Origin of the sequence: Streptomyces sp. NBC_00271 (assembly GCF_036178845.1) — a bacterium.
In the GTDB taxonomy this organism is placed as follows: domain Bacteria; phylum Actinomycetota; class Actinomycetes; order Streptomycetales; family Streptomycetaceae; genus Streptomyces.
Genome location: NZ_CP108070.1, coordinates 8,993,249 through 9,007,679, shown reverse-complemented (window position 1 = coordinate 9,007,679; position 14,431 = coordinate 8,993,249). Strand labels below are relative to the sequence as shown.

The window sequence follows — 14,431 nt, the reverse complement described above, 5'->3', positions numbered from 1 at the left end:
GTACTGTCAGCCGGTCACTGCGGTGTGCGCAGTGAGGTACGGCCATCTCGCCAGGCGGTGAGGAGGTGGATACCGAGCCGGGCTTCGGTCCATTCGGTGGCGTCGACACCGAAGGCTATGTCCTCGTCGAGGAACGGCTCGGTTTCGAGGAGGCCGCCGACGACGTCCCGGCGGACGATCTGCTCGTGGACCGCATCGGCCTCGACGTGCTCGGCGTAGAAGTGGACGGCGGCAGGGCCCGCACCGACCCGTCGCAGTCCGTGCGCGAGGCGTCGTGAGCCGGGCGATGAGGTGGTCTCCACGGCTGCGAAGTGACCCACCAACGCTCCGCGCAGCGCACGATGGAGTCCGAACAGGGACATGAGGTTGACGCTCGTCAGCATTTCCGCGGCGGCCGTCTCGACGTAGCGTCCGTACGCGGTGTCGAGTCCGAGGTCCGCCATCAGGTCGGCGAACAGCCGGGCGTGGATGCGCTCGGGCCGTCCGGCGCCGAACTCGTCGTACTCCACGGCGACCATCGCGGCCTTCGCGCGGCCCGTCAGCCGCGGGATCACCCAGGCATGCGGATCCGCTTCCTTGAGGTGATAGAGGGAGCGTTGGGCCGCGTACTCGCGGAACTGCCACAGCTCCCCTCGTTCCTTGAGGAAGTGGGAGGGTCCGTCGCCGTCGACGGGTTCCACGAGGAGGTCCGCGAGGGCTTCTGCAGCCTTTCTCGGCGGTCCGGTGTCGGCCCGGAGCGCGGACAGGAAACTGTGCTCCATCTCCGCGCGCAGCCGCAGCAGGCCGGGCTCCCACTCCCACCCGGGGTCGACGCCGACGAAGCTTCGGTAGTGCAGTTCGTAGCAGAGGTACAGCGCCAGTTGCAGATCATCCCCGTATGGGTCCGCGTGCGCCGCCGTCACCCGCTGCGGCAACGGCGTCCCGGCGGGACGGGTCAGGGCCTGGCGGACCGTACGTGAAAGTTCGCCCCTGCTTCGAGGCAGCGCGGGGCCGGTGGTGTGGTCACGGGCGGCCTGTGCGGTGGTGCTCATGTGGTCCGCCTCTTGGCTCGGTCACGGTGGCTGGTGTCGCACCAGGGGTAGACCCGGCTACGCCGGCAGACGCAGAGCGCGACGGTGAAACGGTCCGAGCGCACGGTGCTCCCGTCGTCGAGTACGACCTCGACCGGTCCTTCGACGAGAATCGGTCCGTCGCTCGTCAACGTGACGCGGCGCGGTGGTTCAATGGGTCCGTTCGGCACGGATGATCACCAACTCTTCCTTCTCCTCGTCGGCGTCGACGAGTCCCCGCTCGCGCAGCCACTCACCGCGCGAGCGGAGCACGGGACCGAACGGCACAAGACGCCGATCGGTCACTCGGGCCTCGAGCCCCGACCGCTCCAGCCCGGCCAGGGTCGGTGTGATGCCGCAGAGGGCAGAGTGCACGAGCAGCAGTACACCGCCGGGACGCAGCAACGTATGCGCGCTACGGCATATCCGGTCCAGCAGGAGGCGTCCATCGGCACCCGCGTCCCACGCCACTGCGGCGCGGTGGCGGCGGGGGACTCCCCCGGGTGTCGGGACGTAGGGCGGATTGCTCACGACGAGGTCGAACCGGCGGCCGACGACCGGGGCGAAGAGGTCACCCCGGAGGACTTCGACATGCAGGCGGGCGAGCCGGGCGTTGAGCCGGGTGGCGAGGACGGCGCGGTAGGTCCTGTCGACGGCGGTGACGCGGGCGCCCCGCCGGGCCGCGGCCAGGGCGAGAACCCCGGCACCGGTTCCCACGTCCAGGACGGCGGCTCCCGCAGGTACGTGCTCCCGGTCCAGGGCCTGGGTCAACAACTGGGTGTCGTGCTGTGGGGTGTACACCCTCCACGGGGCCAGCACCGAGCCGCCCTCGCCGTCGTTCCACGCCATCATGCCGAGCACACATACACCTCGCAGCCCACGCCCCGAGCGTGTCACCGGACGCACCCGTCGGGTGGCTCAATACGAGGGGCGCCTCACGGGCGAGCCTCCTAGGGCACACCCGACCAATGCGTCACTGCTCCGAGTGCCCGGCGAAACAGCCCTCACACAACACAACGGACACTTCTACGATCATCCAGGCGTCGCAGCCACACCGGCATGGCACGCAGTGCCGACGGGTCACCAGTAGGGCCGGCGGCCCCCCACCGCGTGCCGAAGCACAAGACCCGGACTCATCATGGTGTCCGATGTTGGAGCATCCTCCGACATCCCGGGTACTCGGGCGACGACACCCGCACCCAGGCCACCGAACGCGCCGTGCACCAGCCGGGTCACCAAACTGTTGGACGCTTACCCGGCATCCGATCTCTTGAGGCGGGAACCAAGCACCGTGATCGATCTCGACCCCTTCACCGACTGGCTCGACTATCCGATGTATGTCGTGACCGCCGAAGCTCACGGGGAAAAAGCCGGCTGCCTGGTGGGATTCGCCTCGCAGTGCTCGATTCGGCCCGCCCGATTCATGATCTGGCTGTCCAAGGCCAACCGGACGTACGGCGTGGCCGAGCACGCCGAACGACTCGTGGTCCACCTTCTCCGCCGCGACCAGGACCGGCTGGCCCAGCTCTTCGGCGGCGAGACCGGCGACCGCACCGACAAGTTCACCGACGCCCCGTGGCACCCAGGACCGGGCGAATCGGTGATCCTCGACGAGGCCCCCGCCTGGTTCGTCGGTCGCGTGGAGAACCGGATCGACGGCGGCGACCACGTCGGTTTCCTTCTCGCTCCGGAGGCAGCAGAAAACCTCGCCGGCAACCGCACCCCTGTGCTGACGTTGAACGACACCCATGACATCACCCCGGGCCACCCAGCGAACTGAGCCATCAGCCCCTTGCGGCGCTGCCGGAGCGTGACCAGGTCATGCGCGGCGCGGCCTGAGACCCCCCACCTCCTCGTGACCGGTTTCCTTTCTCCCTCCCAGGGCACTTCGGATGCCAGGTAATCGCGCGTCGCCACCTGGCGGAGGAACAGCAATGCTTGGATGACACGGCAGAAGAAACCAACCAAATGGGGCGAGTTGGTCTCATCGGCGGAGGTGCCATGTGAACCGGCGTACGACGCTTCTCGGCGCGGGCGAGATCCTGGCATGGTGGGCCGTTCTCGCCCTGCTGTGGCTGGTCCTCATCAGTGCGGTGACCAACCTGGAACTCGTCGTAGGCACGTCCGCCGCGCTGGTCGCGGCGGTCGCGGCGTGGGGTGCGCGGCGGGCGGTGAGCAGGTGGTGAACGGCTGGACCCTCACCGCGACGGCCGCGCTCACCGTGGGAGTCGGGGCCACAGTCTGGGGCGTCGCCACGGGACCGCTGCGGCGCCGGGTCGTGGCACAGAACCTGTCCACCTCGCTGGCCTGCCCCACTCTGCTGCTCCTGGCCCAGGGCTACGACCGGCCGTCGTACGTCGATCTCGCCCTGCTCCTGGCCCTGTTGGGTCCGGTCGGCACCCTCGTCTTCGCCCGGCTGCTCGCGGAGGATCTGGCGAACGATCCGCCGCGGGCGTGGGGGCTCACGTACGCGGTCGCGGCGTTCGGTGGCGGCGTCGTGGTCACCGTGTGCGTGGCTACGGGTCCGGGCCGTGCGCTGGTGAAACTCCTGGTCATCGGTGCCCTGTTGATCGGCGGGAACCTCACCGCGTCCCGTGCCCTGGCCGGTGGCTTCACCGGGAGCCGGCGTGGATGACCCGCTGATCGTCGTGGCGCTGCTGCTGGTCGCCGTGTCCGCGTCCGCCGCCGTGGCCACCCGTGATCCCTCGCGGCAGGCACTCGTGCTGGCGGTGCTCGGGACGGTTCTGGCCGTTCTGTTCACCGTGCTCCAGGCCCCCGACGTGGCGCTCTCACAGCTTGCTGTGGGCTCCGCCCTGACTCCCCTGCTGCTGATGCTGTCCGTGCGCAAGGTCCGGCGGCCGCAGCGGCGGAAGGAGAAGGAACGGTGACCCGGCGGGTGCGGCTGATCGTCCTGGCCGTCGGCGGTACGGGCCTCGCGGCCCTGCTGGTCGCCGCCTGCTTCGGTCTGCCGGGCTTCGGCGGGGACCGGCACCCGTACGGGGACCGGGTGGTGCGGGCCTCCCTCGCCCGGCACACCGCGAACACGATCGCTTCCGTCAACTTCGACCAGCGCGCCTTCGACACCCTCGGCGAGATGAGCATCCTCTTCGCGTCCGTCCTCGGCACCGTCGTCCTGCTGCGCCAGACCCGCGACGAACACCGCGCCGAGCCCGAGCCCGAAGAGGTCGCGCTCCCCGTACGCCGGTACGCGCTCGTCGTTTTGCCCGTCGCCGTCCTCACCGGCCTGTACGTGATCGCGCACGGCCAGCTCAGCCCGGGCGGCGGCTTCCAGGGCGGTGTCGTGGTGGCGACCGCCCTGCACCTGCTCTACCTGGGCGCCGACTACCGCGCACTGGAGCGTATCCGCCCGGTCGGCTCCTACGAGGCCGGCGACGCCCTCGCGGCCTCCGCCTACCTCGTGCTGGGCCTCGCCGGCGCCGTCGCCGGCACCGCCGTCCTCGCCAACTTCCTTCCCTATGGCACGTTCAACACCCTGTCGTCGGGCGGCACCGTCCCGTTGCTGAACGCGGCCATCGGCATGGAGGTCGCCTGCGCGGTCGTCGCGCTGCTCGCCCGTTTCCTGGACCAGGCCGTGGAGATCGAGAAGGGAGACGGGAAGTGATGTCGGTCCTGCCGTATCTCGTCGCCGCCTGGGTATTCCTCGTCGGCTGCTACGGGCTGGCGACCAGCCGGAATCTCATCCACGCCGTGGGCTGTCTCGCGGTCTGCCAGTCCGCCACCTACGTCCTGTTGCTGGCCGTCGGCTATCGCGACGGCGGCACCGCGCCCGTCTTCTCCGACCTGAAGCCCGGCTCGCGCCCCGTGGTGGACCCGGTGGTCCAGGCCCTCGCCCTCACCGATGTGGTCGTGGGGGCGACGGTGACCGCCGTACTGCTCGCCCTGGTTCTGCAGATCTCCAAGCGCCATGGCACGGTCGACCCCGACGAACTCTCGGAGCTGCGCGGCTGATGCACCACCTGCTGCCGGTGCTCGTCGCCGTCCCCCTGCTCGGAGCCGCTCTCCTCGTCGCCGGCGGGCACCACCTGCCCCGCGTCGTCGCCGAGACGGTGGGGTGCGCCTTCGCCGCGGGGACGGCCGGACTCGCGATCGTCCTCCTGCTCAACTCCTCGCCGCCCCTGACCGAATGGGTGGGCGGCTGGACCCCCGAGGGCGGCGAGAGCGTCGGGATCGTCCTCGTCGGGGACGGCCCCGGCCTCGGCATGGCCGCGCTCGCCTCGCTCCTGACCGTGGCGGCTCTGGCGTACTCCTGGCACTACTTCGACGAACCGCCCCGTCGCCACGCAGGCTCCTTCCCCGCCCTGATGCTGCTCTTCCAGGGCGGCATGTGCGGCTTCGCGACCGCGGGGGACCTGTTCGACGCCTTCGTGTTCTTCGAGTTGATGAGTGTCGTGGCGTACGCGTTGACCGGTCATCGCGTCGAGGAGGCGAAGGCCGTGCAGGGCGCGTTGTCCTTTGGTGTCCTCAACTCCCTTGGCGCGTATGCCGTGTTGATGGGCATCGGCCTGCTGTATGCGCGTACCGGCGAACTCGCCATGGTGAAGATCGGCCAGGGTCTCGACCGGCACGGCGGCCCCGACACCCTCACCCTCGCGGCCTTCGCGCTGGTCCTGACCGGCCTGCTGGTGAAGGCCGCCGCCGTGCCGTTCCACTTCTGGCTGCCGGACGCGCACGCGGTCGCTCCCACGCCCGTGTGCATGCTGCTGTCCGGCGTCATGGTCGAACTCGGCGCCTACGGCGTCTGGCGGATCTACCGGACGGTCTTCTCCGGCCCCGCTGGAATCCCGGCGTCCGACCTGGAACGCGCCCTCGTCGTCCTCGGCGTACTGACCGCCGTGGTCGGCGCGGTCATGTGCTGGTACCAGCGGCACATCAAACGGCTGCTGGCGTACTCCACGGTCGCCCACATGGGGCTCTTCCTCATCGGGATCGGCAGCCTCAGCCCCGAGGCCGACGACGGGGTCGCGCTGTACATCCTGGGCCACGCAGGGGTGAAAGCCGCCCTGTTCGCCTGCACCGGCGTACTCCTCGACCGGTACGGCTCGGTTGACGAACACGCCCTGCACGGGCGCGCCCGCAGGCTGCGCGGAGTCGCCGTACTGTACGTCGTCGGCGCGTTGAGCCTCGCCGGTCTGCCACCCTTCGGCATCGGGCTCGGGAAGGCGGTGCTGGAGGAGTCGGTCGGCGGCCCGTTGACCGTGCTGTTCGTCGCCGTGTCGGCGGTGACCGCGGGCGCGGTGCTCCGGGTCGCCGCGCGGGTGTTCTTCGGCCTCGGCGTCCAGCCCGGCGGCGAGTCGTCGTACGAGACCACCGGCATCGGAGAGGAACCGGAGACCCGGCACCGGCTGAGCCGGGTACCGGACACCATGACCGCGGTCCCCGCCGTGCTGCTCGTCGCGTCCCTCGCCGTGGGCGCGGTACCCGGCTTCGCCGCCGCGGTCGGGCGCGCCGTATCCGGCGGGGCCGCCCCCTCGCCGCACTGGACCCTTGCCGGACTACTCCTCGGTCTCAGCTCGACCCTACTGGCCCTCGGCCTGGCCACGCTCGCCGTGACCCGCCCGAAGCCGCTCGGCGAACCGTCATGGACGGCTCCGCTACGACGCCTGCAGTCCGGCCACATCGGCGACTACGTGGCGTGGATGCTGATGGGCACGACGCTGCTGGCGGCGCTGGCCCTGCCGGGCATCCTGAACGGCTGAGCGGACCAATGCAACAAAAGCGACGCCGACGCATGTTCGAGCCGGGCCGGGATACCCCAGTGATATGGCACGGACACCGGGACCCGGACAGCAGGTCGAGCGCCCTACGCCGGACAAGCCCAGCAAACTTCCGAAGCGGTCCTGGTGGGCGGTACTCAAGGGCACGGTCAGGGAATTCCAGAACGACGAACTCGCCGACCGGGCCGCCGCGTTGACCTACTACGGGGTCCTGTCGCTGTTCCCGGCACTGCTGGTCCTGGTCTCCCTGCTCGGTATCGCCGGCAGGTCGGCGACCCAGCAAGTCCTGGACAACATCGAGAAACTGGCGCCGAGTTCGGCCCGGGACATCATCAGCGACGCGGTACGGCAGCTTCAGGCGCCCGGCGGCCTCGGCTCGATCGTGGCCGTGGTCGGCATCGTGCTGGCGGTGTGGTCGGCCTCCGGCTACATCGCGGCGTTCATCCGCAGTGCCAACGTGGTGTACGACATGCCCGAGGGACGCCCCATGTGGAAGGTGCTGCCGATCCGGGTCGGTGTCACGGTGGTGCTGCTGGTCCTGACGGTGATCAGCGCACTGATCGTGGTGTTCACTGGCGGCGTGGCCCGCGCGGCCGGTTCGGCGCTCGGAATCGGGGACGCCACGCTGAAGGTGTGGTCGATCGCGAAGTGGCCGGGACTGGTCATCCTGGTCATGGTCATGATCGCGATCCTGTACTGGGCGGCACCGAACGTGAAGGGCCGCGGCTTCCGTTGGGTCACTCCGGGCAGTCTGCTGGCCCTGCTGGTCTGGATGATCACCTCGGCGGGGTTCGCGTTCTACGTGGCTCACTTCGCGTCGTACAACAAGACGTACGGCACGCTCGCCGGCGTGATCGTTTTCCTGATGTGGCTGTGGTTCAGCAATATCGCGGTCCTGCTCGGCCTCGAATTCGACGCGGAACTGGCCCGCCAGCGTGCCGTCGTCGGTGGACTCCCGAAGGGTGAAGAGCCGTACCTCCCGCCCCGTGACACCCGGGCCTGGAGCAAGGAAGACCATCGCCGTATGGAATGACGCCGCTCGCGGCCGAGAAGGCAGCCGAGCGCGCGTGGGGACTACGCGCTCTCAGCAGACACACTCCGGACCGAAGCCGTAGCGCACCACTGACCGACGGCGGAAGGTGTTGACCGGACGCCCGCAGGACCGCCGGCGCTACCGTGGACGGGTCTCCGCCGGCCACCACCGGAAGCGAGCCACCATCATCAGGTTGTCGGACCACTACCGCCCGTGGAACGACCGGCAGGGTCAGAGTCCGTTCATCTGGATGGTGATCGGCGCCCTGTCACAGGCCGTCTCGCTGCCCGTCGAAACGGCGGTGACCTGTCCCCGCATGCGCACTCATCCCGCCGTGATCGCCCAAGTCGCCGCCACCAGCGCCGCCCAGCTGGGCGGCCAGTTCCGCCTGAGGGGTCGGCACCGGCGAGGCGCTCAACGAGCACATCCTGGGCACGCCCTGGCCCGAGGCATCAGTGCGCCTGGGATTGCTGGAGGAGGCACTCCAGATCATCCGGCACCTGTTCATCGGCGAGCAGACGCACGAGTGCTCCGACAACCGGTGAGGCGAGACGTCAGGGGGTACTCGGGTAACCAGTCAGCGAAGACAACGCTGATCGCACTGCTGGTCATACGTCATGTCAGGAGGCGGCGATGAAAGCCTCGCAGATCGTCTACAAGCCTGTGGGACTGGCTCTGGGCGCCGTGAGCGGTGTGCTGGCCGGCGGAGTGTTCAAGCAGGTCTGGAAGAAGCTCGGGCACGAAAAAGACGCCCCCGACGCCACCGACGAGCAGCGCAGCTGGCGCGAGGTCCTGCCGGCGGCTGTCCTGCAGGGTGCGATCTTCGCCGGAGTCAAGGCGGCGGTCGACCGAGGCGGCGCCGTCGCAGCCCGCCGCCTGACCGGCACCTGGCCCGGCTGACCTCTCGGCTGGCTTCACGCCAGCCCTGCGGACCCCGACGGGCAGGCCCTCTGCCGTCTGACGCCTCAGCTCGGGTCATCGTTCCGGGCCAATCGGGCTTCGTCTGTGACAGGTTCGCGGCCGCAGTGGGTACCCGGTTCGCCGGGCGGCACTGGCCGTCCGGCGGAAGCTGACATGGAGGAAGAACTGTGGACGGGATCGTGCTGCTCAAGGAAGACCACAAGACGGTGGAGAAGCTGTTCAAGCAGTTGGAGAAGGCCGGCGACGGCGCCCATGCCGAGAAGCGGAAGATCGCCGACCAGGTGATCGAGGAGCTCACCACCCATACCTGGATCGAGGAGAAGATTTTCTACCCGGCCGCCCGCGAGGCGGACCCCGACACCAAGGACGACGTCCTGGAAAGCGTCGAGGAACACCACGTCGTGCTGTGGATGCTCTCCGAGCTCAAGGACCTCGACCCGGCCGATGAGCGGTTCGACGCCAAGATGACCGTCCTCATGGAGAACGTCCGCCACCACGTCGAGGAAGAGGAGAAGGAATGGTTCCCCAACATCCGCAAGGCCATGGGCCGCAACCGACTCACCGAACTCGGCGAACAGATGGAAGCGGCCAAGAAGAAGGCCCCCGGTGATCCCCTCGCGGTTCCCAGCGCCGACCAGTAGGCCGCCCACGGCGGGTGCGCCTGCCGCGGCGGAACCACCCATCGGCCTGCCTCCGCTCTCCCCGCTGCTGCCGCCCGCCCGGCTGAGCCCTCGACGCCCGAGAGGTGCGCACCGCGCCGCCATGCACGTTCCGTCACGGTAGGAGGTGTCTTGTATGGCTGTCCGTCATCAGCTCATCCATCGTCCCCCGCACGCGGTGTGGGCAGTGCTTGCCGATCCGACTCAGTACGGAGAGTGGGTGGCGGGACCCTCCGAGTCCACGCCCCTCGACCAGGCCTGGCCCGAAGTCGGTTCCCGGATCCGCTACACCCTGCGGCTGGGTCCCTGGTCGGCGGACGGGGTCACGACCGTCCGCCACAGCGAAACGGGCAGGGAGCTGGAACTGGAGGCTTCGTTCAAGCCGATGGGCACCGCGAGGATCTTCCTCCAGCTCCGGCCGTGGGGCGAGGAAACCCTCGTCGTCTGCGACGAGCACCCCCTGCGAGGTCCGGGCGGGGCTCTCCACAACCCCGCGACCGAAGCGCTGCTGCAGTTGCGGCACCGGGGCATGCTGGCCCGCCTGGCCAGGGTCGTGGAACAGCAGCACGAGGAAACCCGCCATGCCTGACGCGGTGGTGATCGGTGCCGGCCCCAACGGGCTGGTGGCCGCGAATGTGCTGGTGGATGCCGGCTGGAGCGTGGAAGTGCTGGAAGCACGGGAAGAGCCGGGAGGCGCGGTCCGCAGCGACCGCGGCGTCCACCCGGACTACGCCTCGGACCTCTTCAGTGCCTTCTACCCTCTGCCCACCGCCTCACCGGTCCTCGCCCGCCTCGACCTCGCGGCGGAAGGACTGCGGTGGAGCCACGCCCCGCGTGTGTTGGCCCACCCGCTGAGGGACGGAGGGTGCGCCGTTCTGGAGCGCCGCGTGCAGGACACCGCGGCCGCCGGAAGTGGCGGCTTCGGCTGGCTGATGTCGATGCTCGGACAGAGCCATGGATTCCCTGTGCCCGTCGGCGGCGCCGGCGCCCTGACGGCGGCGCTCGTGAGCCGCCTCCAGCGCCACGGGGGCAGCCTGCGATGCGGCGAGCGCGTCGCATCCGTCGTCGTACGTGGCGGGGTGCTCCGCCCTGCGTCACGGAGCACCTGAGTGGGCCCGAACTCGTCGAGTTCGGGCCCACTCACACACGGGAGTCAGACGATGGGCTGGCCACCGGCGGGAGTGACCGGGAGGTAGTAGGTACCGAGTTCCTCGCGGTAACCGGCGTCGCCGAGGTGCTTGTCCCGGTGGAACTCAAGGGCGTTCTTGATGTGCTCCTTGGACCGGTCGACGAAGATCTTCTTCTCAGAGTCGATTATTCGAATACCACACGAGGTGGCTTTAATTTCCGCCCAATTCGATTGCCGCGGACCCGGCGCTTCATTCGCCCAAGTCAAGAGACGAAGAACGGGATGGCCATCGATCGGCGAAGGCAAGCACAAACAGTCGGCATGGCGCCGTGGTCCCCTCCGGAGAGGGGGCGGCCATCGCGATGTCTTTTCTGAATTCAGCCGAAGCCCGCGCCGCTACCAGCGGTACCAGCGGCCGCTACCGCCCTTGGGCCGGGCGACGAAGCCGATCAGCCACAGGACCAGTACGACGATCGCGACCCACCAAAGGATCTTCAACGCGAAACCCGCTCCGAACAGAATCAGAGCCAGCAGCAGAACGAGAAGCAGGGGAACCATTATTACCTCCGAAAATCCGTGTGCCCCAGCCGTACCCGCCCACACCTACGGATTTACAAACCGCCTGAATACCTGTCGTGAAACACCCGGTCAGTCCATGACCCGCTGAAATAGGGGATGCAGGTGAAGCGCGTGGGTAGCCGGGGTACGTGGCCATCACAGGAACCACTCCGCTCCGCGCCGTCGCCCTCGTCTGCACCCTCTCGCCCTCCCCTGCCGCGTCCAAAGCCAACGGTCGTGGACGCGTCCGCTGACGTACGGCGTAGCGTGCGGGCGGCGGGTAGCAAGCCGGGTGACCTGCGCCTCAGCGTGAAGACCATGGTCGCAGTGCGTTGCCCTCGGTCGCCGCGATGCCGATCAGCCGCCCCAACCGACGGCGTATCCGCGCGGTTCGTTCCTGGACCGTCGCCGGTGCCGACGTTGTACCCCCGCATCACAGCCCGACGTGCGGGCAGCATGCCGGGCGCTTTCGGACCCTGACGGAATGGTGGGGCCGCATGGACATGCATGCGCTCGGAGCGGGCACAAGACGCTCACCCTGCTTTCCACCTAAGGCGGCACCGTGACGTTCTCCGTGAACGCCCCCGAAGCAACTGCCTGCGGCACGGGAACGCCGGAGGTCATGGATGATCTGCCGTGGATCGAGGACGGCGGCAAGGTCGCCCCCAGGGACGCGCGCGTGCTGTCCAAGCTGTTCCTGGACCGCCTACAGGTCCTGGAGGAGGGCACCCGCGAGTACCAGTACGCCCGCAACACGCTGATCGAGATGAACCTGTCCCTGGTGACCTTCGCGGCCCGCCGCTTCCGCAACCGGGGCAGCGGCGACATGGAGGACATCATCCAGGTCGGCACGATCGGCCTCATCAAGGCCATCGACCGCTTCGACCTGTCCCGCGAGGTCGAGTTCACCTCCTTCGCGATCCCCTACATCGTCGGCGAGATCAAACGCTTCTTCCGCGACACCACCTGGGCGGTACACGTCCCGCGGCGCCTGCAGGAACTTCGCGTCGGCCTGGCCAAGAGCAGGGAAGCCCTCGTCGCTGTGCTGGGCCGCACCCCTACGGTGAAGGAACTCGCCGCCCATTTGGAGCTGACCGAGGACGAGGTCATCGAGGGCCTCGTGGCCTCCAACGGTTACGTCGCCGGCTCCATCGACACCCCGGGCAGCGACGACGAGTCCAGCGACGGCGGTCCGAGGTACGCGGACACCATGGGCGACGTCGACCCGGCCCTGGAGCTGTTCGAGGATCTGCACGCGCTAGGCCCGCTGTTGCAGCAACTCGACGACCGGGAACGGGCCATCATCGAGATGCGCTTCGGACAAGAAATGACCCAGGCGCAGATCGGCAGCGAACTGCACCTGTCGCAGATGCACATATCGCGCCTGCTCACCCGCACCCTCACCAAGCTCCGCACGGGCCTGCTTCCCGCATGACATCCCTGTCCCCTGCCCCGCTCGCCCGTACCGAAAGGGGTGCCTGGCGTGAATGCTGAGCGCGCTCCACTGCACCAGCCCTCCGCACCGGTCGTCACCGAGCCCGTGCCGGACGTCCAACTGCAGATGCTGGTAAGGCTGATCGGGCAGGATGCCCAGGCTGCCCTGCCGATCACACTCGTCATCGGGGGCGGCTTCCTCTACGGCGACCTGGTCTCCCACGAGACTTGGCGAGCCGACTGGGCGCGCAGCCTGCGCGGCATCGACGGGCCTGGCGCGCAGTTGTTGGAACGGTTCCCCGAGCAGGTGTACGAAGCAGTCGCCGACAAGCAAGGGCATCAGGTCCCGCAACGGCTGCCGCAGTGGATCCATCTGCGTGACGCCACCGGCATCGCCGGAACCAGCGTGCCCGTGGTCATGCCCCTGTGGCGCGGGCGGCTCACGGACGTATCCGGCTGGTCCCTGGGCCGACCCGAGTAGCCGCGAAGACGGGCGCCAATCCGACAACACGCTGCGTCGACTCCCTCATCGCCTGCCATCCCACGGTGGACCACGCGCTGGAGAGCTGATCGCGCAGCCCCACGCGGATCCCGGGCATCGTCAGCCGGCCCGTCTCCGCCATCGCAGAGGCGATCGACGGCGATTCCCGCGGCATGCGGCGTGGTGTGGTGTCCGTCCGGGTAGGCGCGGCGACTGCCGCGAGGCAGTGGGCCAGGCGGGGCTGCAGGCCGGCCACGCCGGGAACCGCGAGGGCTGCCTCGACGTCCATGTGACGCACATCACATGTCACGTCTGTGAGAGGTGTGCCGCCCCGGGTGTCCAACCTCTTGAGAGACACCACGCAGGTGTCACACCGAGCCACTCGAGGCGACCGCCATGACGGACAACATCACCAGCGTCGGCGGGGGCAGCCGGCCCGCCACAGGCGTGAGCGCGCTGAAGGGCCGTACCGGGGCCGGAGCACCGGCCGAGACACGGGGCAAGACCACCATCGCGGACGGTGTGGTGGCCAAGATCGCGGGCATGGCCACACGCGAGGTACCGGGCATCCACAGCATGGGAGCGGGGATGGCCCGCGCCTTCGGCGCCATGCGGGAACGCGTCCCCGGCGGAGGCGGAGGCGTCACACGCGGAGTGAAGGTCGAGGTCGGCGAGCGCCAGGCCGCGGTGGATCTGGACGTCGTCGTCGAGTACGGCGTCTCCATCGTCGACGTCGCCGGCGCCGTACGCACCAACGTGATCGGTGCCCTGGAACGGATGACGGGACTGGAGGTCGTCGAGGTGAACATCGCCGTCGACGACGTCCACCTCCCCGACGAGGAGGAAGAGGCCGAACGGGACGAGGGCCGCGTGCGGTGACCGACCGCCGTGGCCACGGCCATGCCCCGAGCATGAGCGGGTGCTCACACGGACGATCACGTGCGCGAGACGGGTGAGTGGATGATGAACGCAGCGACGACAGGCCTCGCGGCCGGCATGGCCCTGGGCTTCGCCGGATACTTCGGAGGCTTCTGGGCATTCCTGCTCGTTCTGGTTCTGGGAGCGGCGGGGCTGTTCGTCGGCCTCGTCGCGCAGGGCGACCTCGACCTCCACATGCGGAGGCAGCGGTGAGGCACGAGGTGCTCCCAGTTGCCGAGCCCCGCGGGCAGGCGCACGGTGAACAAAGATGTGTCGGTCCTGAACGGGCCGCGTTCCCAGCGTCTTCGAGAGGACGGCGATTCCGATGGCCAAGGCCAAGGGCAATGCGAAGGTGCATCAGATCAGGGGCAAGATGAAGGAGACTCTCGGCAAGGCCCTGGGGGACTCATCGATGCAGCAGGCTGGGCGTGGGGAACAGCTGCGCGCCAAGGCACATGAGATGACGGAAAAGGCGGCAGGCCACCTCCATAAGCGGAGGGGGCACTGATCGAGG

21 protein-coding genes and 2 pseudogenes are annotated in these 14,431 nt (G+C 68.9%); 18 read left to right on the top strand and 5 right to left on the bottom strand.

Features of this window, described 5'->3' with window-relative positions:
• Positions 1-14: 14 nt before the first annotated feature.
• Genes OG798_RS40725 through OG798_RS40715 form a run of 3 tightly spaced genes read right to left on the bottom strand, consistent with a single transcriptional unit; the run spans position 15 to position 1,901 of the window.
• Positions 15-1,031 (bottom strand): iron-containing redox enzyme family protein, encoded by a 1,017-nt coding sequence (locus tag OG798_RS40725; RefSeq protein WP_121414590.1) that lies wholly within the window; start codon positions 1,029-1,031, stop codon positions 15-17.
• Entirely contained in the window at positions 1,028-1,240 is a 213-nt protein-coding gene (locus OG798_RS40720) for a CDGSH iron-sulfur domain-containing protein (RefSeq protein WP_328758641.1), read from the bottom strand. The genes OG798_RS40725 and OG798_RS40720 overlap by 4 nt, the downstream gene beginning before the upstream one ends.
• A complete protein-coding gene (locus tag OG798_RS40715; protein WP_267063945.1) occupies positions 1,221-1,901 on the bottom strand; it encodes a HemK2/MTQ2 family protein methyltransferase in 681 nt (226 codons plus the stop codon). Before OG798_RS40715 ends, OG798_RS40720 begins: the two co-directional genes overlap by 20 nt.
• A 439-nt stretch (positions 1,902-2,340) precedes the next feature.
• Between OG798_RS40715 and OG798_RS40710 the strand changes: the two genes are divergently transcribed.
• The 13 genes and pseudogenes from OG798_RS40710 to OG798_RS40650 form a co-directional block, all read left to right on the top strand.
• A complete protein-coding gene (locus OG798_RS40710; RefSeq protein ID WP_121414592.1) occupies positions 2,341-2,829 on the top strand; it encodes a flavin reductase family protein in 489 nt (162 codons plus the stop codon).
• A 223-nt stretch (positions 2,830-3,052) separates the two neighbouring features.
• Positions 3,053-3,235 carry a hypothetical protein gene (locus OG798_RS40705; RefSeq protein ID WP_121414593.1) on the top strand — a complete coding sequence of 61 codons (183 nt, stop codon included), beginning with the start codon at positions 3,053-3,055 and terminating at the stop codon, positions 3,233-3,235.
• Positions 3,232-3,684, top strand: coding sequence for a monovalent cation/H+ antiporter complex subunit F (locus tag OG798_RS40700; protein ID WP_121414594.1), 453 nt, complete (start codon positions 3,232-3,234; stop codon positions 3,682-3,684). The genes OG798_RS40705 and OG798_RS40700 overlap by 4 nt, the downstream gene beginning before the upstream one ends.
• Positions 3,677-3,937 carry a Na(+)/H(+) antiporter subunit B gene (locus OG798_RS40695; RefSeq protein WP_121414595.1) on the top strand — a complete coding sequence of 87 codons (261 nt, stop codon included), beginning with the start codon at positions 3,677-3,679 and terminating at the stop codon, positions 3,935-3,937. Before OG798_RS40700 ends, OG798_RS40695 begins: the two co-directional genes overlap by 8 nt.
• Positions 3,934-4,671 (top strand): MnhB domain-containing protein, encoded by a 738-nt coding sequence (locus OG798_RS40690; RefSeq protein ID WP_328758640.1) that lies wholly within the window; start codon positions 3,934-3,936, stop codon positions 4,669-4,671. Before OG798_RS40695 ends, OG798_RS40690 begins: the two co-directional genes overlap by 4 nt.
• Entirely contained in the window at positions 4,671-5,018 is a 348-nt protein-coding gene (locus OG798_RS40685; RefSeq protein ID WP_054230503.1) for a sodium:proton antiporter, read from the top strand. Before OG798_RS40690 ends, OG798_RS40685 begins: the two co-directional genes overlap by 1 nt.
• Positions 5,018-6,766 (top strand): complex I subunit 5 family protein, encoded by a 1,749-nt coding sequence (locus OG798_RS40680; protein WP_328758638.1) that lies wholly within the window; start codon positions 5,018-5,020, stop codon positions 6,764-6,766. The genes OG798_RS40685 and OG798_RS40680 overlap by 1 nt, the downstream gene beginning before the upstream one ends.
• A gap of 64 nt (positions 6,767-6,830) precedes the next feature.
• The gene (locus OG798_RS40675; RefSeq protein ID WP_121414598.1) at positions 6,831-7,817 is read left to right on the top strand and encodes a YihY/virulence factor BrkB family protein; all 987 of its coding nucleotides are present in this window, start codon (positions 6,831-6,833) and stop codon (positions 7,815-7,817) included.
• Between the two features lie 193 nt (positions 7,818-8,010).
• Positions 8,011-8,341: pseudogene (locus OG798_RS40670) on the top strand (LLM class flavin-dependent oxidoreductase); the annotation flags it as partial.
• Between the two features lie 109 nt (positions 8,342-8,450).
• Positions 8,451-8,717, top strand: coding sequence for a DUF4235 domain-containing protein (locus OG798_RS40665; RefSeq protein WP_095851839.1), 267 nt, complete (start codon positions 8,451-8,453; stop codon positions 8,715-8,717).
• 188 nt (positions 8,718-8,905) lie between these two features.
• The gene (locus tag OG798_RS40660; protein ID WP_121414599.1) at positions 8,906-9,379 is read left to right on the top strand and encodes a hemerythrin domain-containing protein; all 474 of its coding nucleotides are present in this window, start codon (positions 8,906-8,908) and stop codon (positions 9,377-9,379) included.
• Between the two features lie 154 nt (positions 9,380-9,533).
• Entirely contained in the window at positions 9,534-9,986 is a 453-nt protein-coding gene (locus OG798_RS40655; RefSeq protein ID WP_121414600.1) for an SRPBCC family protein, read from the top strand.
• A pseudogene (locus tag OG798_RS40650) lies at positions 9,979-10,476 on the top strand (phytoene desaturase family protein); the annotation flags it as partial. The gene OG798_RS40655 and the pseudogene OG798_RS40650, both read left to right, overlap by 8 nt.
• A gap of 74 nt (positions 10,477-10,550) precedes the next feature.
• On the opposite strand, the gene OG798_RS40645 reads toward OG798_RS40650, so the two are convergent.
• Together OG798_RS40645 and OG798_RS40640 are read right to left on the bottom strand one after the other, a co-directional pair.
• Positions 10,551-10,832 (bottom strand): hypothetical protein, encoded by a 282-nt coding sequence (locus tag OG798_RS40645; RefSeq protein WP_328758637.1) that lies wholly within the window; start codon positions 10,830-10,832, stop codon positions 10,551-10,553.
• 90 nt (positions 10,833-10,922) lie between these two features.
• Positions 10,923-11,084 carry a hypothetical protein gene (locus tag OG798_RS40640; RefSeq protein WP_037650588.1) on the bottom strand — a complete coding sequence of 54 codons (162 nt, stop codon included), beginning with the start codon at positions 11,082-11,084 and terminating at the stop codon, positions 10,923-10,925.
• 622 nt (positions 11,085-11,706) lie between these two features.
• Between OG798_RS40640 and OG798_RS40635 the strand changes: the two genes are divergently transcribed.
• The 5 genes from OG798_RS40635 (at position 11,707) to OG798_RS40615 (ending at position 14,425) form a co-directional block, all read left to right on the top strand.
• Positions 11,707-12,519, top strand: a complete 813-nt coding sequence (locus OG798_RS40635; protein WP_121414601.1) for an RNA polymerase sigma factor SigF — start codon at positions 11,707-11,709, stop codon at positions 12,517-12,519.
• Positions 12,520-12,567: 48 nt separating this feature from the next.
• Positions 12,568-12,999 (top strand): hypothetical protein, encoded by a 432-nt coding sequence (locus OG798_RS40630; protein ID WP_328758636.1) that lies wholly within the window; start codon positions 12,568-12,570, stop codon positions 12,997-12,999.
• 396 nt (positions 13,000-13,395) lie between these two features.
• A complete protein-coding gene (locus OG798_RS40625; RefSeq protein WP_267063219.1) occupies positions 13,396-13,878 on the top strand; it encodes an Asp23/Gls24 family envelope stress response protein in 483 nt (160 codons plus the stop codon).
• A 60-nt stretch (positions 13,879-13,938) separates the two neighbouring features.
• Positions 13,939-14,130 (top strand): hypothetical protein, encoded by a 192-nt coding sequence (locus OG798_RS40620; RefSeq protein WP_121414604.1) that lies wholly within the window; start codon positions 13,939-13,941, stop codon positions 14,128-14,130.
• A 112-nt stretch (positions 14,131-14,242) separates the two neighbouring features.
• Positions 14,243-14,425, top strand: coding sequence for a CsbD family protein (locus OG798_RS40615; protein WP_095851847.1), 183 nt, complete (start codon positions 14,243-14,245; stop codon positions 14,423-14,425).
• The last annotated feature ends 6 nt before the right edge of the window (positions 14,426-14,431 follow it).